An 18967-nucleotide genomic window follows, 5' to 3' on the forward strand; every position below is an offset into this window, starting at 1 on the left:
TGCGACCTAAAAACCCACCAAGTCGAGCAATCCAATTGACCACTTGAGCCAGAGTCGGTGGTGTAGTACGAGGATAAAGTTGATGATGAATAGTGTAAATGCTGCTCACAGTCAGCCAAACAGCGATTTTGTGTGGCTCTAATCAGAAAATCTGACCCTTGACGGCGAGGACAAGCAAATAAATCATAAATATCGGCTTCTCGGTCGGCAATTGTGACTACTTGTACCGATTCCGGGATGATTGAATCTGTTGTGTTCAAAGCATCCAGCCATCTAATACTTTCTTTGTGAGCAATCGATTTTTGTTTCCGATGTTCGGCTTTTCCTAATTCTTCTTCCTTTCTTGACCACACTTGTTGCTCAATGATACCTAATGGTATTCCCTGTGCTGAGGTCGTGAAGACTGAGTGGACTTTTAATCCTTGGGCATATTTACTATCGAGATATCCTCTTCCCGATAAGGCTTTGTGACTGGTGTAGTTCAGTTCTGTAGTGTCTTGTATTGCCAAGACTACTCTCTGCTTGGTGATTCGCTCTACTGTCGCATCAATATGTCAAGAGCCTAATCATCGATGGTTTGATGTATGGTGAATCCCAGAAGTCATAAGTGGCTTTTGTTTGCGCCCATGTCCCACTCGCTTGTGGAATACTCGATTCTGGTTTGGCACTTAAATTTTCCACTATTTTGATCAACCGTTTGGTTCTTCTGCTGTCACCTAATTCTGTCCTTTCTAGCTCTTGTGTGATCCATTGTTCCATTGCTGACTTTGATCTGCTGTTATCCCTTTTCCTACCAAGACCATATTTTCTCTCTTATGTCAATTTCTCTGTTAAGAAAGATGTTTATAATGGATAGCCCTTAGAAAGGGGAGGGTTAGGGTGGGGTAATTTAACTTGTGTGTACACTGTAGCCCGAAGAGCGGGGAGGGGCTGGGGGTGGGGTGCAATGATTGTGGAAATCATAACTAATTACCCGGACTTGATATCACTGGTTCCCTGCAACCCTTTTCATTCCTGAATTCTGAGTTCTGAATTCTTTTTTATACATAAACTTCGATTAACTTTAGCTGGCAATGAATTGAAGGCTAGAATAAACTGGACTTGTGTACCGCTAGCTACACCTTGTTACTGAAATTAATCAAAATTGTTGGTATAAATACCCAGTTTTGTTTTCTGTAAATAACTTATGTCTGGCTGTATCTAATAGTAGAAATGCATTTACGTCAATCGTAGAGACTAGGATGGCGCTATGCCAAGTTTTACCTTAATCTGGCTTCTGGCAGGAGCAGTTTTGTGTTTAACAGAACTGTTTTTACCATCGGCGTTTGTCGCCTTCATGATGGGAGTTAGCGCTTTTGTGGTGGCGCTGCTGTCTGGAGTAGGTATGGGAAGTGTATGGTTGCAAATTGTGGTTTGGCTCTTGCTTTCCACAGTATTAATCGTGCTTTCTCGTCGGTTTTTGCAACCAAGACAACGCAAATCAAAAATTCGGGATGCAGTCATAGCTGAAACCTTAACAGAAATTCTGCCTGGAAAAACAGGGCGGGTGCGGTATGAGGGAAATTCTTGGCAAGCAAGATGTGACGATGACAAATTTACCATACCACCCCATCAAAGAGTTTATGTGGTTAGGAGAGAAGGTACTACTTTGATTGTTGTACCGGAAAATCTATTGAATTCTTGAGTATTTGTCATTTGTCATTTGTCATTTGTCATTTGTCAAAATTCAAGAGTTCTTCTTACTCTACTTCCTCGGCTCACTCATCTCCTCCACTCTGCACTCCCTTTATTAAAAATTAGGAGATTCACAATGGAACAGTTCTTTTTACTAGTATTTTTAGCTCTTGGTGGTTCTGCTGTGGCAGGTTCTGTGAAAGTCATCAATCAGGGCAATCAAGCTTTGGTTGAAAGATTGGGTAGCTATAACAAAAAACTGGAACCAGGACTAAATTTTGTCGTTCCTTTCCTAGATAAAGTTGTTTACCGAGAAACTATCAAAGAAAAAGTCTTAGATATTCCTCCTCAACAGTGCATCACTCGTGACAACGTTGGCATTGAAGTAGATGCGGTGTTTTACTGGCGTATTGTGGATATGGAAAAAGCTTGGTATAGAGTAGAAAATCTCCAGTCGGCAATGGTAAATATGGTGCTGACTCAAATTCGCGCCGAAATGGGACAACTAGAGTTGGATCAAACCTTTACTGCTCGTTCTCACATCAGTGAACTTTTATTACAGGATTTGGATGTTGCTACCGATCCTTGGGGTGTGAAAGTGACACGAGTAGAACTGCGAGATATTATTCCGTCTCAAGCAGTGCGAGAATCGATGGAATTGCAAATGTCGGCAGAACGACGCAAACGGGCAGCAATTTTAACTTCTGAGGGCGAACGCGAAGCTGCTGTCAATAGCGCCAGAGGTAAAGCTGAGGCGCAAATATTGGATGCGGAAGCTCGTCAAAAATCGACAATTCTGCAAGCAGAAGCTGAACAAAAGTCGCTTGTTTTGAAAGCTCAAGCAGAACGTCAGCAACAAGTTTTGAAAGCTCAAGCGATCGCAGAATCAGCAGAAATTATAGCCCAAAAACTCCAAACAAATCCCAATGCCAATAAAGCAGTAGAAGTTCTGTTTGCCTTGGGTTATTTGGATATGGGCGCGACAATTGGTAGAAGCGATAGCAGCAAGGTATTATTTATAGATCCGCGCACTATTCCTGCTGCTTTCGAGGGTATGCGTTCCGTTATCTCAAATGGTCAGATTGACTCTAACGAGTTGTTTTCCAAGCAAATCCCAGGATTAGAAAATAACCGTCCTGGTTAGGAGTAAAGGTGGAGAGTGGAGACAAGGGAACAAGTTTCTTCCTTGTCTCTTTCCAATAACTAATGACAAATGACAAATGATAATTAACCCAGAACAGGTCATCAACGCTATTATTGCGATCGCCTAATATTTCATCTGACCTATTTGATAAAATTACAATAGCTAGTCAAAGGAATGTGATGTTTAAAAGGTTGTTTGAAAAGTAGTTAGCTGTGATTTTAGGCACTTGTACAACCCCCTAACCCCCCTTAAAAAGGGGGGAACTGGAATTAAAGTCCCCCTTTTTAAGGGGGATTTAGGGGGATCTAAAACTTTTTGTTACCGAGAAGAGGACTTTTCAAACAACCTCTAAGACGGGCTACGCCTATGCACTAATTGTTACATTCTTCTCATGATGAAATAATCAAGTTTTGATAAGTTGTAAATTATGACATTATCTATTCAGCCAACCACAGGACTAAGTTTAGAAGAGTTCTTAAAACTACCAGAGACAAAACCAGCAAGTGAGTATTTTAACGGAAAAATATACCAAAAACCTATGCCCCAAGGAGAACACAGTGCTTTACAAATTGAATTAGCTTCTGCCATAAATCAAGTTGCAAAACTACAAAAATTAGCTTATGCCTTTCCTGAATTACGCTGTACATTTGAAGGTCGTTCAATAGTACCAGATATTGCTGTATTTGAATGGCAAAGAATTCCCCTTGATGCAAAAGGTAGAATTGCCAATAAATTTGAAATTCCCCCAGATTGGATAATCGAAATTCTGTCACCGGAACAATCGCCTAACCGAGTTATCAGCAAAATTACTTTTTCTATTCAAAATGGAGCAAAGTTAGGTTGGTTGCTCGATTCGGCTGATGAGTCAATCATGATTTTTGAACCCAATAAATTACCAGAACTAAAAGAAAATCAAGATATCTTACCCGTTTTGAGTGTTATTGAAAATTGGCAATTAACAGTTGCAGATGTATTTAGTTGGTTGAGTTTTATTTGAATAAAGCAACAGTAAGCTGACACTAATGCACTTCTGAATCATTATATAAAATGAATATTTGTCAAGAAAAGTTGATTTACCCCAGTAACAAAAACTCAACTCCTAAAACCTCAGCACTTGTTGCTAAAGCTTCATCAGCCGTTACCAATTGGATATTATTTTGAAATGCGATTGTCAAATGTAGAGCATCAAGTGTACGCAATGATGTATCAAATCGACTAATCCACTCACGCGCTAAATTATAATGAACTGTTTCCACTGCAATTTGAGTATAAAATCCACTATCCAAATGTGCTTGGAACCTTTCTACAACGGCTATTGCATCCTGCTGAGATATTTCTTGCATTCTGACTCGACGCGATAACGCAGAAACAAGTTCAACCTCAACCAACTGACTCAAAGCTACTTCAGCTTCATTGTAGCGGTTCTCGGTTGAGTGAGGTACAAGAACCCCACCCCCAACCCCCTCCCCGCAAGCGAGGAGGGGGCTAAGATGTACCTCATGTGATTAGGAAACGCTATAAGTAGTAATTCTTCAACTGCATCGCTTAAAACTTCTCTCCAATACAAAGGAGCAATGACGCTTGTATCTAAATAAATCAACGACGTTCCTCTGTACGTGCATTTATGACAGTTGTACTCAATGATTCACCTTTAATCGCAAGAGAATCACGAAATTGTTTCATACTTGCTAATCGTTCTTCTTTTTGTAGCGGAGGAACTAAGCGAGCTACAGCTTTATCTTGCTCTAGCAAAATTACTTCTTCTCCCCTAGCTACTCGTTCCAAAAGAGATTTTAAATTCATAGCTGCTTCTTCAACGCTAATTCTCAACACTGCATTACTCCTGTAATTAAGCTTGAAGAGCAAAGAAAATTTCCTGCTCACACCATTTATTTATGAAAATTCATATCATTAGCCGTCTAAGCAGGCTACCCTACGGGAAGCCGATTTGCTTCTATGTTCTGGTAGCCACAGGCTTTAGTTTGTAGGAGAATAAAGTGCAACACCATATAAAATTGATATGACTATTGACCAATCTCAGTACCTTGATTCACCTGGCATTGACTGCACAACCCAAAAAACTCTAGGGTGTGGTAAAAAACTTTAAACTTATGGCTGGATTCTAACTGGTTTTCTAAGTCATGAACAGGGCATTGATGAATCGGAATTGAGACACCACATTGCAAGCAAGTAAGGTGGTGTTTATCTTGCTGCGCTAGGCTGTAGAGGGCTTCACCGTTAGCCAAATTCCGCACTTGTACCATGCCTTCTAGTTTTAAGGCTTCTAGAGAACGGTAAACTGTTGCTAAACCCATGCTCTGATTTGTATTACGTAGTTCTACGTAAATATCTTGGGCAGAAATGCCTTTTTTGATAGTTTTCAGTAGGTTGAAAATACGCTCTTGACTGCGGGTGCGTATGGCTCTCATAGACAATTATTTAAATATGCCACTGTAGTTGAAGCTGTTAGATTAAGTTAATCGATCGATTAACTTTAACCGCTTCGTAATCTTATTTTCACTCAGTTAGAGCATAAAGTTATAGTATAGCGATCGCAGCATTCAGCAAAAGCCCGTGCAAACCAAGTATCTAGCCAAAATTTTCGTGACCCTTCGTCCTTCAGTTTTAGACCCCGCTGGTGTGGCAGTACAATCCGGTCTTCAGCAACTGGGATACGATAACGTTGACCAGGTGCGGATTGGCAAGTACATTGAACTCACCATCACCTCAACTGATGAGAAGAAAGCGCGTAAAGACCTTGATACCATTTGTGACCAAATGCTATCAAATCCCGTAATTGAAAATTACCGCTTTGAATTAATTGAGGTCGAAACTCAAACTGGGGTATTTTAGGGATTGGATATAAGAGGCAGAGGGGCGGAGGGGCAGAGGAGCAGAGGGGCAGAGGGGAAAAACTTACTGCAACTTCTCCTCTGCTCCCCTTCTCCTCTGCTCCCCTGCTCCCCTGCCCCCCTGCCCCCCTGCTCCCCTGCTCCCCTGCCCCCCTGCTCCCCTGCTCCCCTGCCTCCCCCCTTCTCCCCTAACTAATCATGAAATTCGGTGTTGTTGTTTTTCCCGGTTCTAATTGCGATCGCGATGTTGCTTATGTAACCAGAGATTTACTGGGGCAACCAACTCGCATGGTTTGGCATCAAGAAACAGATATTGCTGATTTGGATGTCGTGATTATTCCTGGTGGCTTTAGTTACGGGGATTATCTGCGCTGTGGTGCGATCGCACGTTTTTCACCCGTGATGCAGCAGGTTGTGGAACACGCTCAAAAGGGTAAGTTTGTCCTCGGTATTTGCAACGGCTTTCAGGTATTAACTGAAGCTGGACTTTTGCCAGGGGTGTTAACCAGAAACCGGGATTTGCATTTTATTTGCGATCGCGTCCCCTTGAAAGTTGAGCGTACTAATCTATGGACGCAAGTTTATGCAACTGGTGAAGTTATCACTTTGCCCATTGCCCACGGAGAGGGGCGATTCTACGCTGACGCAGCCACTCTTGCAGAAATTGAAGATAACGGGCAAGTCATATTTCGCTATGAAGGGGAAAATCCCAACGGTTCACTGAACAACATTGCCGGGATTTGCGATCGCCGGGGTAATGTGTTGGGAATGATGCCGCACCCAGAAAGGGCATCAGACGCAATGCTAGGGGGTAGTGATGGCTTGAGGTTGTTTCAAGGCTTACTAGAGAAAGTAGCGGCATTAGCGTAGAGCAAATGTCGGTCAAATTAAGTTGAGCGTTTTGCGATCGCTGTCTGCAAGATAGACGAACATTCTTCTACAGACAGCGATTTATTTTTGTAGTAGAAACTTTCAAGCATTTTTTACAACGAAATCACGACATATTAAGGGTTTAAGGCTAGCGATTCCTGCGGTGGGCTTACACCTAAGCATCTCAGATTGTGATAAAAAACATCTGAGTAAAATTATTTATCAATCTAAGTTAAATCGAGGCACAGAATTTGGGTTGGCTTTGCTCACAACAAGTATCGCTCGATCGATTTCTCATACTTGAGCTAGTTGTTAAAATTTATAGGTAGCGTGTTTTAATCTTTTATTAGACTTACAAAAAAAGTCCGCGTACACAAAAAAACTTCAAGCCAGTTTTGGCAAGTTTTTGAGAACAAAGAGAGAAACAAACTTATGGGACTTTTCGATCAAATTCTTGGTGCTGTCACTAATCCCAATCAACAGGGCAGCTTAGGTCAAATAGGAAGCATTGTTAACACTGTACAGCAGTTGAGCAGTAGCACAGGCGCAGACCCTTCTACCATCCAATCAGTTTTGTCAATTGTGGGTGGTCAAGTGCGTTCTGCTTTACAAGACAAACAAGCCACAGATGGTAATGAAGCCACACAAAATTTAGTCAATCAATATGCTGGTACTTCTGCCAACCCCCAAGCCGTCAATTCGTTGTTTTCTCCTCAGATACAACAGCAAGTCGCTGAAGTTGCTGCCCAGCGCACTGGGTTGGATGCTGGTATAGTTCAACAATTGCTGCCTTTGGCAGTACCCTTGGTGCTAAAATTTTTGCAATCAGGAGCCAATGCTCAAAATCCCCAAGCTGGCGGAAATCCTGTCCTAAATTCCTTCTTGGATGCTGATGGTGATGGTGATGTCGATATCGCTGATGCCATCCAAATGGCTAGTCGGTATATGAGACAGTAACAGTTTTCCCCACTCCCTTCCGATAAACCAGACATCAGTAATTATACCTTGCTAGATTTTTAGCTAAGACATAGGCTGAGAAAACGATCAATTTGTAAATATAAATCAGACAGTCTATGTCTAAATTGTTTGACTGTATTACTGAAGAATTGCAAGACTTTATTGCTGCCCAACACCTTTTCTTTGTTGGCTCTGCACCTTTAAGTCCTACAGGTCATGTTAACCTGTCTCCTAAAGGTCAAGACTGCTTTCGTATCTTGTCTCCTAACCGAGTAGGTTATATAGACCTCACAGGTAGTGGTAACGAAACATCAGCCCATTTGCAAGAAAATGGGCGGATAACCTTCATGTTTTGTGCTTTTCAAGAACCCGCGTGTATCTTGCGTCTTTACGGTCAAGGAACCACGATTTTACCGAATTCTCCAGAGTGGGACTCTCTCTATTCTCTATTTTTGCCGATACCTGGAACTCGTCAAATTATTGTCGCTGACATTGAAAAAATCCAGACTTCTTGTGGTTTTGGCGTACCACTCTATGAATATCAAGGTCAGCGCCAGACTCTAGTAAACTGGGCTACTAAAAAAGGCGAAGAGGGAGTTCGAGAATATCAACAGAAGAAAAATCTTGTCAGTATTGACGGTTTAGCGACACCACTGAGCCAATTACCCTAACTTTGCCTGATGGATTATTATATTCATCCATATATTAATGATTAAAGTACAATACAGTTCAGTTAAGGCTAAAACTCTTTGCCAAAGTCAATTTTTTAACGAACCGCAAAGGACGCAAAGGACGCAAAGAGAAGAAAAAAATGCTTAACTGAACCGTATTGGATCAAAGTAAAGGAGTCAGCAATCGAGAGACTCTCACAGCTAACTTGAACCAAAAAGGTTTTTTATCGTACTCATTAAGATCGACAGCAACACAGACAGCTAAATCATCCTCTAACATCTTTTTCACACTTTGGACAAACCCAGACTTGGTAACAAAACCCATAACTTCAAAATTTAGGGAAAAAGAGCGATTATCTAAGTTAACAGTTCCTACCCCTGCTAGATTCTCATCAATGACTATAATTTTTTGATGCATAAATCCATTTTTGTAACGATACAACTTGATACCGATTTTTTCCATTTCGGTGTAGTAAGAGAAGGAACATAAATAAACAAATAAATGATCGGGTCGATTTGGTAAGAGAATTCGCACATCGACACCTCGCATTGCTGCCAGTTTTAAGGCTGACAATGTTGCCTCATCCGGTACAAAATAGGGACTAGCAATCCAGAGATGAGTTTGAGCTTGATTAATTAGTTCGACGTAAAAAAGCTTACAAGCTGGCAGATGATCTGCGGGGCCTGTAGGAAGTATGAATACAGTTTGATTAGTTTCCCGATTAATTTTTACCTGCCAGTTAACTTCGATAAGTTTTCGAGTTGCCCAATACCAATCTCGCACAAAGGAGTTTTGTAGACTTTGTACACTTGGCCCTTCAAGCATGATATGAGTGTCACGCCAGGGACTCAATCGAGGATTTTTTCCTAAATATTCATCACCAATATTTAGTCCACCTACAAATGCGATTTCTCCATCCACCACCAGAATTTTCCGATGATTGCGAAAATTAAATTGGAACCGATTACCCTGGCCTTTAGTGGTGTTAAATGCACTCACTGCAATTCCATGCTGTTGTAGAGATTGGATATAAGGGCGAGATAATTTCTTGGAACCAATTTCATCGTAGAGAAAGTAGATGTTTATTCCTTGCTTGGCTTTAGCAATCAACGCTTCTCTAAACTCATTACCTGATTCGTCATCGTTAACAGTATAGAATTGAAACAAAATATAACTTGTCGCCGATGCAATCTTTTTCAGCATCGCTTCATAGGTTTGCTGACCATTAATCAGTAATTCGGCAGCATTGCCTGATGTGAAAGAAATGTCTGTAAAAGCCTCTGCTAAGGGTTGCAACTGGGCTAGATTATCTGGTGGCGCAACCTGAAATTTAATCAGTTCGCTATAAGTCGAATGAAAAAGCTTATAGTGTTGTCCATAGACTGAGCGCAGTGTTTCAGCATATCCATGAAATTTAGTTCTTCCTAAAATCCAATACAACGGAATCGCTAGCCAGGGAAAGGTAATTAGAGAAATGCTCCAGGCAATTGCCCCTTGAGAAGAACGCACATTCATCACTGCATGGGCTGCATGTATAACTCCCACGCAATGAACAACAACTGTAGCTGTGCTAAAAATAGCTAGAACACCACCATCTACAAGCATCTTAATTTTTTTGAGTATTGGTATAAGTAAATTCTGCCAGCAATGGCTTATGATCGGATGAACAAATTTGGTCTAGCACTTTAGCACTAGCTTTCTTCATACTGATATCTCGATAAAAGATATGATCTAAAGGGGGTGACAACAGGAAGCGTTTAATTTTCTCCTTCTCTTCAGGTGCGAAAATTACAGGCGTTAATCCTAATTGAGTTGTTACTTGATTGAGAATAACTGCTCTTTTTCGACTCCAAGTATTGAAATCTCCTGAAAATATTAGTGGCCCCCGATGTATAGATAACGCTTGCTCTAATTCATTTAGTTGGATTTTAAATTTATTTAAATCTACAAAATTGATCAGATGAGTATTGATCGTCATGAGAGTTATGCTTTGCTCAGATAGCACATACTCAGTAATTAAAGAAATTTTCGGAGTTTTAACAATCGGCTCATAATGTTTAGTAGTTATAACTTTTTTGGTAATTGGGTTGATTGTCGATGCTGTAAAGATTCCTGAATAAGTTTGATGATGAATATCTACAAAATTAGGAGCAAAACTCCAATTCATTTTCAACCATTTTGCCCATTCGTCTGCTTCTAACTTTAAAGAAAATTCTTGTAGGAATATGAGGTTTGGTTGATAAGTTGCAATTATTTTGGAAAAATCTTCTAACCAAGCGGTATTATAGTTTTGTTTAGCAATATTCCAACTGAGAACTTTAATTGATTTACTATTAATTTCTGTTTGAATTGAATTATTTTTATCAATTGTCAGTTCTTGTAAACGAAAAAATCTATAACCCGGAACAAATTTCGTAACTAGAGTGTTTACGTGTTCTTGAATATTAGGCATTACTAATATTAAAATGGATTTATTCTAGCTTAACGCTATTAAACAATCATTAGAGAAGAATGGCAAGCTTGGAAAGCTATAAGCTATGCTCCATAAGCACTAGAGCTTGAACAGTGTCGGGCTGGATCGGGCGATTTTCCTGGATAGACCTTACAGTTTACCAGAGTGGCTTAAGAGAGCGATCGCAATCCTAAATGATTTGTAATAAAATTCACCCCCAGTTCGCCGTCCTCCCAATGCTTTGAGGGAACTACAGGGGGCTATAACTATCTCAAATTATCAATCTCTAAAAAAGAATATAGAGACGTAGCATTGCTATGTCTCTGTACAAGGGTTCTAGATAACGCATATTTAATTTCTAGAAATATCTATAGGAATCCGGTTTGATTTCTGAAAAAAATTAAGTATTTGTAGGGTGCTTTATGACTTTAGTCTAACGCACCAAACCCTTGAAAATGGTGCGTTACGCTTCGCTATAACACACCCTACGTGTTGTTCAAAAATCAAATAGTAATCCTATAGTAGGAATATCCCTTTGATTTGCATCTAAAATTGAAGTTATTCTTATTTCCTATTTCCTTAAAATTCATATTGGGGAATAACTTCTGTCTCATTTTTTGCTGCATTTATCCACTCTTGCATTGCTGGAAGTGCCAAAACTGACTCCACATAATTTCTAGAAATAGTATCTAACTGCACATCATAGGCGATAAAGCGCAGGACAACTGGAGCAAAAAACGCATCAGCAATCGTGAAATTGCCAAACAAAAAATTGCCACCAGTCCCAAACTTTTGGCGTGATTCTTGCCAAATACTAGTAATGCGGTCAATGTCTTGTTGTACGCCGGGTTCTAAACCTTTACCAGGATATTTAGTACGGCAGTTCATTGGCATATTCTGACGCAAGTTTTGAAATCCTGAGTGCATTTCCGCACTGACAGAACGGGCTAATGCTCTTGCGACCTTGTTCTCTGGCCACCATTGCAGGGTTGGAAAAGTTTCAGCTAGATATTCACAAATAGCGAGAGAATCCCACACCGTTTGCGTATCGTGCAATAACACAGGTACTTTTCCTGATGACGAGTATTGCCGAACCTTTGATGAAAAATCTGGGTTGTTGTAGAGAGAAATCCGAATCTCATTAAATTCCAAACCAAATTGCTTCATCGCTAACCAAGGACGAAGTGACCAAGATGAATAATTTTTGTTGCCGATTACTAAAGTAAGTTGTGTCATGTTTTTAATACCGATAAAGTTGTTCAATCCACATAAACACATCAGTTTCGGAACCAGAAGAAAAAGATTTTCCGGTTGCCGGGTCGTAAGCTTGCCAATAGATATTACCTTGGCGGTCAACCTTTTGCCAAACTTGTAATTCATTAGGATCTGCTAGGAGTTTTTTGACAAAATTTTCCCAAATCAGATGCAGAGATTTCCAGAAGTTTGAGGGGATTTTTTTCTGGAATGACGGACTACAATTTATTTCTATATCTTCTGTTGATAGACACTTAATGTTATTGTTCATAAAATGATTCCTGAAAGTTGCTCAGTAAATAAAACAGTAACAACATCTAAGTTAGGAATCAAATCATGGCTTGCATAGGTTCTATAAACAGGATTTATAGATATTAAAAATCACTCATACAACCTTTTTGCCACAATAAAGTCAGGATGTGTATACCCTTGTTCTCATCAATTGCCTATGAAACTCTCCCAACTCCGAGCCATAGTTGCAGTAGCAGATTGTGGTAACTTTAGTGAAGCAGCCTTAGAATTGCAGCTTTCCCAGCCTGCAATTAGTCATGCGATCGCTACCCTAGAAGAAGAATTAGGTGTGCCATTATTTGCTAGAGGTCGTCACGGTGCTGTGCTGACACCTGCTGGAGAGCGCATTTTGTATCATGCGCGTCAAGCAATGCAGCATCTAGAGATGATGCAGCACGAAGCAAACTTGCATAAAGGTTTACACGGTGGTCATGTACGAATTGCAGCTTTTCGGAGCGTCGCTACCCATCTATTACCAAAAGCGATCGCTCAATTTCACAATCAATTCCCAGAGATTGCTGTCACAATCATAGAGTGTGCTGCTTTCACGGATGTAGAGCAGTGTTTGCATGATGGACGTGCCGATATTGGTATTACCTGTCTCCCAACTGGTGAAGAATTTAAAACCTGGGAAATTTTTCGGGATGAATATGTAGCTTTACTACCACCAGATACCAAAATTAGCAGTCCGCAAATTACTTGGGAAGACATAGCAGCCTATCCGCCAGTTTTGCTTCCTTGTACACCTTGCGGACGCATTCTTCACAACCACCTAAAGACTTTGGCAATTCCAATGCATACTGCTAGCGACATTCAAGAAGATTCCACAGTCGTTAGCATGGTGAATCAAGGATTAAGAGCAGCTATTATGCCTCGTTTAGCTGCTGTACCCATTCCCCCAAAGGTGCAAGTATACAGTTTACCTGCACCGCTTGAAAGAGTAATTGCAACTGCAACTTTATCTAATGCTCTGCAAGTACCTGCGGTATTCACATTTTTGGAGATGTTAAGTAAATTTGATTTTTATAGTTTAGCTAAATTCACTTAGGGACTTCCAAGAAATAAATTATCCAAATAAACGTAGACGCTTCTCTACGAGACGCTACGCGAACGGCTTGCCGCAGGCTACCACAGAGACGCAGAGAACACAGAGAGAATACGCAAAATCATGAAAAAACGAACCGCAAAGGACGCAAAGGACACAAAGGAATAGGAGTTTCAGAGAGCTTTTGCGTAAGTCCTAGAGAAATAGAGAGGATTTTTGCGTCGGTTTTGGGATATTTTTTTATTTGGAAGTCCCTTATTGAATACATCCGAATTACGAATTACGAATTACGAATTAGTTAAACCAATGCCTCCTTTAGCGAATTCTTCAACAGTTTTTTGTGAGAATTCATGAGTTGCGATCGCCTGCAACATTGCCAATGGTAAAGTTAAATGATCCGCCCCGGCTTGCAAGGATGCGGCTGCTTCTTCAGGAGATTTGATACTAGCTGCTAAGATTTCCGTATCGCTACCTTTAAGTACGCTAGCCATATCCCGCACTAAAGCAATACCGTCACCTAACAATCGGGTAGCTCGATTTACATAAGCTATGGCAATTTTAGCTCCTGCTTCTCGTGCTACTGCTGCCTGGGCTGCACTATAAATCGCTGTCACCGAACAGGTAATTTCTGGTGAGAGACTCGCCACCACTTCAAACCCTAACGGTGTTGCGGGAATCTTCAAAATTGTTTGTGAACCAATAATCTCGAAAGCTTTTCTACCTTCAGCTAGCATCCCAGCTTTATCGGATGCCATAAGTTGATAGTATAACGGCCCATTTGTTAAGGCAACCAACTTTTTGAGCGTGGTTTCTGGTGGAGTATCGCTTTGAGATAACAGCGTGGGATTTGTTGTAATACCTTTTACCCATCCCCAAAGCTTAACAACTTCAGCTTCCGATGCGATCGCGGAGTCTAGATATAGTGCCATACTTAATTCCTCACTTTTCCTATCTGCATTTCTCCTGCTACCCTACATCGTTCAGAAGCTCCGCGTTGATATTTCTGCCAATCCTCATCAGATAAGTATTTTACCTGCTTATTCCCCTTTCCTGAAGAAATGCATCAAATGTAAACCTATCCGGTAGCGAAGTTTGTGCGCCTGGTTTTGTCGCTGTCAAAGCACCTGCTGCTGCGCCCCAAACAACTGCTTGATGTAAGGAAAGTCCTTCAAAAAGTGCCGCCGCTAAACCACCATTAAAAGCATCGCCTGCGGCTACTGTATCAACTGCATGAACTGAAAACGCGGGTACAAAAAACTTTTCTTCAGCAGTGGCGCAAAAAACACCCTTAGCACCCAATTTGACGATCGCACATTTCACACCCCGTTGTAATAAAACCGCAGCTGCTTTGGCTGCTTGTTCCTCTCCATTCACAGTAAAACCCACCAACTGCGCTGCTTCAACTTCATTCGGTGTAATAATGTCTACCAATGGATACAATTCATCTGGTAAATTAGATTGTGCGGGTGCGGGGTCAAAAATTACTTTTATATTTGCACCTTTTGCGGCTTTAGCAGCAGCAATCACGGTAGTAATCGGAATTTCTAGTTGTAAAAGTAGTGCTGTAGCTTCTGGTAAAAAGTGGGATAATCGCTCTACATCTTCTTGATTGACGCGCCCATTTGCACCAGGAATGACAACAATTTGATTTTCACCAGTCTGACTCACGGTGATAATAGCGACTCCAGAACTAACAGTTTCATCCACAAAAATGTTATCAGTCTGCACACCAGATGTTTGCAAATTGTTAACAAGTTCCTTACCAAAATCGTCTGCACCTACACGCCCTATTATCTGGGTAGGAATGCCCAATTTTGCTAATGCTACGGCTTGATTGGCTCCTTTCCCTCCCGAAACTTTAAAAAAATTTTCTCCTAGCAACGTTTCTCCTGCAACTGGCAACCGGGGTGTTGTTGCTACCAAGTCTATATTGATGCTGCCGAAGACGATAATACTCATGATGCTGATCTTAAAGTTATTTTGATTGATATTACAGGATGCGATCGCAAACTGCATAAATATCGCCCTTACTCAGGAACTTGCACAAAAACTGCGATTGTATAGAAGACACACTCAAAATTTTACCTGTTGCGAAAAAACTCGTTTCCGGCTTTCAGCGACAGTAACATAGAGCGCCGATCAGATAAAACCTAGATATTTTGATACGCGATACCCAAGCCAAATTCCTACAAGGCCACCAATGACGCTGAACAGGATCGAGGTGAACGATAGCAAACTTCCACCCCATAATACAGGAATGTAGCTACCAATCGTAGAGCCAACAAACATCCCAATCCCAATGATGAATTTATTCATTCAAAAAAAGCCTCAAAAGTAATTAAAATAAGTCATGCTTAAGCTCCTTTATGACTCAAAATATTAACTTTTGGGAAAATAATTATTTAACCATTTCGGCAGCCGTGACATAGAGAACTGTTAAATTAGCTAGTTTTTTGGGTGTTAGGTAGTTTCTCGCTTATAGTTCTACAAGCAGCCGTTATTTAGAAATTTTTAGCTGTCATCAGTAACATCTTCATGTGTAGAAACGGGTAATGGCTGTCCGACAAACAACAAGCTGCTTTGTTGTAACTTCTCCTCAATTTGCCTTAACATTACTTCTAGTTCCACTCTTGGGCTGGTTTGTAAACCAAGACACTGTGCAATTCCATTCGCATCCGTGCTCCAACGCTTTGTAAGTTGAATACGATAACCTGAAGCTTCAGCAAGCAACTCATAGGAGTGAAAATGCATAGGATTTCCAAGACGAGCATCTTGAATATGTTCAAAGGAAAATTCTCGTTGCATGTAATCAATAAGGCAATCTTGAACTACCAAAACAAGATGTTTGCTGAGATGTTCAAACGTGTGAATTTTGTGATGGAGTTGCATCAAGATTGTCTTTGCAGTCATTTTCCAGTTCATACCAAAACCTTTCCCCGATGCGACATCCACATCTCTCACTGAAACACCATGACGCTGAAGAAAACGTTGTCGTTCTGGCCAGACTGTTCCAGTAGTATCAAGAGTTTGCAGTTCAATGCCAATAAAATCGATGACTTTTCCTGAACGTACAGAAGCAAGACAGTAATCTATGCTGCCTCCTGGTACTGCAATTTCAGGAACAATCCGAAGTTCGTTACCAGGCTCATGAAGTGTCAATAAATGAATACAATCTGTAAAGATTTGACTACGCTCAAGAAGTCGAAACGGACAGATAATAATATTCCGGGCTTCTCTACCGTAAGAAACTGTGCATGAGCCGATAGTAAGATCAGGCTCACTTTTCCTATTCTTGAGACATTTGCGAGATAGGAAAGGACAGTTTTGACTAGAGGCAATATCACTCCAGATAAGTGATTGGTTTGTAGGATTCCCGTACAATTCGACAACTTTAGTCATGAGAGTAGTCCACACCTTTCATGAGCAGCAGTAATGTATTCGCCTGAAATATCAATTCCAATCGAGCTTCGTCCCAGTTGAAATGCAACCAAATTCGTTGTGCCTGTTCCTGTAAATGGATCTAGTACAAAACCGGATTGTGGACAGGTAGCCAGAATCGGAAGTTTACAGATATCTTCAGGGTAGGGTGCAAAATGAAGTTTCCGTTTTTGAGTATCTTCTGGCAAAATATCCCAGACATCGCTAGGTTTACTACCATTTGGGTGATATTTAAGAAAATAGAAGCCGCGTTCAGTAAGTTCACGCGCTCGTCCAGAAACCTTTGCTGAATCGGAGTGCGTAGTTCGTTGCTGACCACGAATAATCATACGAAAGTCAGATAATTTACCTAGTCGCACTTCCTGTAATATTTCACCAAGAGCCTTCAGAGCATTTGTACGTTCCAAATCACTAAGTGCTGTAGATAATTCAATTTGTCGACGATAGCGTACACCAGAAACGCCTGTTGCAGAAACTACGGAACCATTGACAACCTTGGCTTGTCTTGGCTTCGAGCGAATTGCATCAACATCGTAAAAATAGCGGTCTGTCTTTACAAAATGGAAAACAGGTTCATACACATTTCGGAGTTTGTCTTTTGCATTATCAGGTGCGCCTTTTACTTTATTCCAAATGACGCTGTTGCGAAGAATCCAACCTTGTTTATCGCTCATTGCTAGTGCAACTCGCCAGGGTATACCAATCAGAGATTTACGCTGATATGTATCTCCGAGATTGAGCCAAAAAGAGCCACTGGGTTTAAGAATTCGCTTTACTTCACAGAAGATTCCAAGCAAGTTATTGATATAATCTTCCCACTTGTCCTCAAGACCAATTCCTCCATTAATGTAAGCTCTTTGTCCCCAATAGGGGGGAGATGTGATTACACAATCGATACAATCAGCAGGAAATAACTTTAGTAGGGCATAACTGTCAGCCTGTAAGAACAGTGGTGTGCTGTTTGATGAAGTGAGGTAATCCTTAACAGAACCTATATTCTTCAGAAGCTCGTTCTCCTCAATCATCGGAACACCTAGCGAATTCATCCTATTACTTTACTCGAATTTGAAGGAGTTGTTGCTTTAATGATTCACTTGTCAGCCTTTGCAAAACTTGCTTCAATACCATCACTGTCCAATCTATATCAGCTTCCGTCGTATCACGCCCCAATGTGATGCGAATTCCCCCCAAAGCGGCTTTTTCGGAATAACCCATTGCTAACAATATCGGGCTAGGGCTAAGTTTACCACTGTGACAGGCAGCACCAGCACTGATGCCAATGCCAGCAAGGTTTAGCTGTCGTACTAAGGCTTTACCGCTAAGTTTTTTGCCATCAGCGTTTTCTAAGCACATACTGACATGGTGAGGTAAACGATCGCAGCCATCCCCTGTAGGAATTAAACCAGGAATTTCAGCTAGTTGGGCAAAGGCGCGATCGCGTAATTCAATTAATCGTGGTGTTTCTATAGCTAATTCTTGCGCTGCTAATTCTGCTGCTACACCAAATCCGGCAATTATCGGTACTGCTTGCGTACCAGAACGCAGTCCCATTTCTTGCCCACCACCACTCAGCAAGGGCATCAATTCCACACCAGGACGCACATATAGCGCCCCTACACCTTGCGGCCCATATATTTTATGACTGGAAAGGCTAAGTAAGTCTACAGGTAGTTGTTGCACATCTATCGGTAAGCGTCCCGCAGCTTGAACCGCATCTGTGTGGAACAAAGCACCATGCGATCGCACAATTTTACCCAGTTCTGCGATCGGTTGCACAGTCCCAACTTCACTTTGACCGTAAATTATAGAAACTAAGGCTGTGTTATGTCGCAACGCCGCCTTTAAATCCAACGGGTTGACTCTGCCTTTAACATCTACAGACAAGCGCGTAACTTCCCAACCCCACATTTCTAGCAACCGTGCTGTCTCAGAAATTGCGGAATGCTCAATGCTGGAGATAATTATATGTTGAGGTACAGCATACAACCGAGCCACACCCATAATTGCTAGATTATCTGCCTCAGTGCCACCAGAAGTAAAAACGATCGATTCAGGGGTAGCGGCGTTAATTAAACCAGCAACTTGGACTCTGGCTTGTTCTACAACCGTTGCCGCCCGTTGTCCCCACTCATGTAAGCTGGAAGGATTGCCCCACTGTTGAGTGAGGATTGTTTGCATAGCTGCGATCGCTTCTTTTCGAGTCGGAGTAGTGGCGCTGTAATCTAGATAAATTTGCATAAAACCGATAATAGTGAGAACACACGTTAGTGATAGACTGCGGATTTGTCAGCATATACAGTTTTAGTGGACAAATCCTG

20 protein-coding genes and 2 pseudogenes are annotated in these 18967 nt (G+C 41.2%); 8 read left to right on the forward strand and 14 right to left on the reverse strand.

What is annotated here, in order from left to right:
- Both V7K61_RS27715 and V7K61_RS27720 read right to left on the reverse strand, forming a co-directional pair.
- Nucleotides 1–509, reverse strand: a pseudogene (locus V7K61_RS27715) (hypothetical protein); the annotation flags it as partial.
- A gap of 37 nt (nt 510–546) precedes the next feature.
- Nucleotides 547–759: an IS4/Tn5 family transposase DNA-binding protein gene (locus V7K61_RS27720; RefSeq protein ID WP_335058450.1), complete on the reverse strand. Its 213-nt coding sequence runs from the start codon at nt 757–759 to the stop codon at nt 547–549.
- A 490-nt stretch (nt 760–1249) separates the two neighbouring features.
- Between V7K61_RS27720 and V7K61_RS27725 the strand changes: the two genes are divergently transcribed.
- The 3 genes from V7K61_RS27725 to V7K61_RS27735 all read left to right on the forward strand — a co-directional run bounded on the left by V7K61_RS27725 (nt 1250) and on the right by V7K61_RS27735 (nt 3815).
- Nucleotides 1250–1684 carry an NfeD family protein gene (locus V7K61_RS27725; protein ID WP_289796130.1) on the forward strand — a complete coding sequence of 145 codons (435 nt, stop codon included), beginning with the start codon at nt 1250–1252 and terminating at the stop codon, nt 1682–1684.
- A gap of 126 nt (nt 1685–1810) precedes the next feature.
- On the forward strand, nt 1811–2818 hold the full coding sequence (locus V7K61_RS27730; RefSeq protein ID WP_334704148.1) for an SPFH domain-containing protein: 1008 nt from the start codon (nt 1811–1813) through the stop codon (nt 2816–2818).
- A 427-nt stretch (nt 2819–3245) separates the two neighbouring features.
- Nucleotides 3246–3815: a Uma2 family endonuclease gene (locus V7K61_RS27735; protein ID WP_335058453.1), complete on the forward strand. Its 570-nt coding sequence runs from the start codon at nt 3246–3248 to the stop codon at nt 3813–3815.
- A 76-nt stretch (nt 3816–3891) separates the two neighbouring features.
- Here V7K61_RS27735 and V7K61_RS27740 read toward each other — a convergent pair.
- The 3 genes and pseudogenes from V7K61_RS27740 to V7K61_RS27750 all read right to left on the reverse strand — a co-directional run.
- Nucleotides 3892–4224, reverse strand: a pseudogene (locus V7K61_RS27740) (type II toxin-antitoxin system VapC family toxin); the annotation flags it as partial.
- A gap of 190 nt (nt 4225–4414) precedes the next feature.
- Nucleotides 4415–4621, reverse strand: a complete 207-nt coding sequence (locus V7K61_RS27745) for a type II toxin-antitoxin system Phd/YefM family antitoxin (protein ID WP_335058455.1) — start codon at nt 4619–4621, stop codon at nt 4415–4417.
- A 221-nt stretch (nt 4622–4842) separates the two neighbouring features.
- Nucleotides 4843–5247 carry a Fur family transcriptional regulator gene (locus V7K61_RS27750; protein WP_335058457.1) on the reverse strand — a complete coding sequence of 135 codons (405 nt, stop codon included), beginning with the start codon at nt 5245–5247 and terminating at the stop codon, nt 4843–4845.
- 145 nt (nt 5248–5392) lie between these two features.
- Between V7K61_RS27750 and purS the strand changes: the two genes are divergently transcribed.
- From purS to V7K61_RS27770, 4 genes are all read left to right on the forward strand, one after another.
- Nucleotides 5393–5671, forward strand: coding sequence for a phosphoribosylformylglycinamidine synthase subunit PurS (gene purS, locus V7K61_RS27755; RefSeq protein WP_335058459.1), 279 nt, complete (start codon nt 5393–5395; stop codon nt 5669–5671).
- A gap of 197 nt (nt 5672–5868) precedes the next feature.
- Nucleotides 5869–6540: a phosphoribosylformylglycinamidine synthase subunit PurQ gene (gene purQ, locus V7K61_RS27760; protein ID WP_335058461.1), complete on the forward strand. Its 672-nt coding sequence runs from the start codon at nt 5869–5871 to the stop codon at nt 6538–6540.
- Nucleotides 6541–6972: 432 nt separating this feature from the next.
- Nucleotides 6973–7497 carry a DUF937 domain-containing protein gene (locus V7K61_RS27765; RefSeq protein ID WP_335058463.1) on the forward strand — a complete coding sequence of 175 codons (525 nt, stop codon included), beginning with the start codon at nt 6973–6975 and terminating at the stop codon, nt 7495–7497.
- A gap of 116 nt (nt 7498–7613) precedes the next feature.
- Nucleotides 7614–8168, forward strand: coding sequence for a pyridoxamine 5'-phosphate oxidase family protein (locus tag V7K61_RS27770; protein WP_335058465.1), 555 nt, complete (start codon nt 7614–7616; stop codon nt 8166–8168).
- 163 nt (nt 8169–8331) lie between these two features.
- On the opposite strand, the gene cls is transcribed toward V7K61_RS27770, so the two are convergent.
- The 4 genes from cls to V7K61_RS27790 all read right to left on the reverse strand — a co-directional run bounded on the left by cls (nt 8332) and on the right by V7K61_RS27790 (nt 12146).
- Nucleotides 8332–9774, reverse strand: coding sequence for a cardiolipin synthase (gene cls / locus V7K61_RS27775; protein ID WP_335058467.1), 1443 nt, complete (start codon nt 9772–9774; stop codon nt 8332–8334).
- A gap of 1 nt (nt 9775) precedes the next feature.
- Complete coding sequence (locus V7K61_RS27780) at nt 9776–10621, reverse strand: endonuclease/exonuclease/phosphatase family protein (RefSeq protein WP_335058469.1); 846 nt, start codon at nt 10619–10621, stop codon at nt 9776–9778.
- Between the two features lie 579 nt (nt 10622–11200).
- Nucleotides 11201–11857 (reverse strand): glutathione S-transferase family protein, encoded by a 657-nt coding sequence (locus V7K61_RS27785; protein WP_335058471.1) that lies wholly within the window; start codon nt 11855–11857, stop codon nt 11201–11203.
- Nucleotides 11858–11861: 4 nt separating this feature from the next.
- Nucleotides 11862–12146, reverse strand: coding sequence for a hypothetical protein (locus tag V7K61_RS27790; protein ID WP_335058473.1), 285 nt, complete (start codon nt 12144–12146; stop codon nt 11862–11864).
- Between the two features lie 177 nt (nt 12147–12323).
- Between V7K61_RS27790 and V7K61_RS27795 the strand changes: the two genes are divergently transcribed.
- Nucleotides 12324–13214 carry a LysR family transcriptional regulator gene (locus tag V7K61_RS27795; protein WP_335058475.1) on the forward strand — a complete coding sequence of 297 codons (891 nt, stop codon included), beginning with the start codon at nt 12324–12326 and terminating at the stop codon, nt 13212–13214.
- A 284-nt stretch (nt 13215–13498) separates the two neighbouring features.
- On the opposite strand, the gene V7K61_RS27800 is transcribed toward V7K61_RS27795, so the two are convergent.
- The 5 genes from V7K61_RS27800 to V7K61_RS27820 all read right to left on the reverse strand — a co-directional run bounded on the left by V7K61_RS27800 (nt 13499) and on the right by V7K61_RS27820 (nt 18887).
- A complete protein-coding gene (locus V7K61_RS27800; protein WP_179066346.1) occupies nt 13499–14140 on the reverse strand; it encodes a transaldolase family protein in 642 nt (213 codons plus the stop codon).
- Nucleotides 14141–14240: 100 nt separating this feature from the next.
- Nucleotides 14241–15170 carry a ribokinase gene (gene rbsK, locus V7K61_RS27805; RefSeq protein ID WP_335058477.1) on the reverse strand — a complete coding sequence of 310 codons (930 nt, stop codon included), beginning with the start codon at nt 15168–15170 and terminating at the stop codon, nt 14241–14243.
- 552 nt (nt 15171–15722) lie between these two features.
- Nucleotides 15723–16370 carry a hypothetical protein gene (locus V7K61_RS27810; protein ID WP_333783579.1) on the reverse strand — a complete coding sequence of 216 codons (648 nt, stop codon included), beginning with the start codon at nt 16368–16370 and terminating at the stop codon, nt 15723–15725.
- Between the two features lie 236 nt (nt 16371–16606).
- On the reverse strand, nt 16607–17695 hold the full coding sequence (locus V7K61_RS27815; RefSeq protein WP_335058481.1) for a DNA-methyltransferase: 1089 nt from the start codon (nt 17693–17695) through the stop codon (nt 16607–16609).
- A 4-nt stretch (nt 17696–17699) separates the two neighbouring features.
- Nucleotides 17700–18887 (reverse strand): cysteine desulfurase family protein, encoded by a 1188-nt coding sequence (locus V7K61_RS27820; RefSeq protein WP_335058483.1) that lies wholly within the window; start codon nt 18885–18887, stop codon nt 17700–17702.
- Nucleotides 18888–18967 lie beyond the last annotated feature (80 nt).

The organism is Nostoc sp., from assembly GCF_036918015.1.
Classification (GTDB): Bacteria; Cyanobacteriota; Cyanobacteriia; order Cyanobacteriales; family Nostocaceae; genus Nostoc.

Coding starts and splice junctions, on each gene's coding strand:
- purQ (WP_335058461.1), top strand. CDS start 5,869: ATGAAATTCGGTGTTGTTGTTTTTCCCGGTTCTAATTGCGATCGCGAT.
- V7K61_RS27795 (WP_335058475.1), top strand. CDS start 12,324: ATGAAACTCTCCCAACTCCGAGCCATAGTTGCAGTAGCAGATTGTGGT.
- V7K61_RS27735 (WP_335058453.1), top strand. CDS start 3,246: ATGACATTATCTATTCAGCCAACCACAGGACTAAGTTTAGAAGAGTTC.
- V7K61_RS27770 (WP_335058465.1), top strand. CDS start 7,614: ATGTCTAAATTGTTTGACTGTATTACTGAAGAATTGCAAGACTTTATT.
- V7K61_RS27790 (WP_335058473.1), bottom strand. CDS start 12,146: ATGAACAATAACATTAAGTGTCTATCAACAGAAGATATAGAAATAAAT.
- cls (WP_335058467.1), bottom strand. CDS start 9,774: ATGCTTGTAGATGGTGGTGTTCTAGCTATTTTTAGCACAGCTACAGTT.
- V7K61_RS27815 (WP_335058481.1), bottom strand. CDS start 17,695: ATGAATTCGCTAGGTGTTCCGATGATTGAGGAGAACGAGCTTCTGAAG.
- V7K61_RS27750 (WP_335058457.1), bottom strand. CDS start 5,247: ATGAGAGCCATACGCACCCGCAGTCAAGAGCGTATTTTCAACCTACTG.
- V7K61_RS27730 (WP_334704148.1), top strand. CDS start 1,811: ATGGAACAGTTCTTTTTACTAGTATTTTTAGCTCTTGGTGGTTCTGCT.
- V7K61_RS27745 (WP_335058455.1), bottom strand. CDS start 4,621: ATGAATTTAAAATCTCTTTTGGAACGAGTAGCTAGGGGAGAAGAAGTA.
- V7K61_RS27820 (WP_335058483.1), bottom strand. CDS start 18,887: ATGCAAATTTATCTAGATTACAGCGCCACTACTCCGACTCGAAAAGAA.
- V7K61_RS27780 (WP_335058469.1), bottom strand. CDS start 10,621: ATGCCTAATATTCAAGAACACGTAAACACTCTAGTTACGAAATTTGTT.
- V7K61_RS27720 (WP_335058450.1), bottom strand. CDS start 759: ATGGAACAATGGATCACACAAGAGCTAGAAAGGACAGAATTAGGTGAC.
- rbsK (WP_335058477.1), bottom strand. CDS start 15,170: ATGAGTATTATCGTCTTCGGCAGCATCAATATAGACTTGGTAGCAACA.
- V7K61_RS27785 (WP_335058471.1), bottom strand. CDS start 11,857: ATGACACAACTTACTTTAGTAATCGGCAACAAAAATTATTCATCTTGG.
- V7K61_RS27765 (WP_335058463.1), top strand. CDS start 6,973: ATGGGACTTTTCGATCAAATTCTTGGTGCTGTCACTAATCCCAATCAA.
- V7K61_RS27725 (WP_289796130.1), top strand. CDS start 1,250: ATGCCAAGTTTTACCTTAATCTGGCTTCTGGCAGGAGCAGTTTTGTGT.
- V7K61_RS27800 (WP_179066346.1), bottom strand. CDS start 14,140: ATGGCACTATATCTAGACTCCGCGATCGCATCGGAAGCTGAAGTTGTT.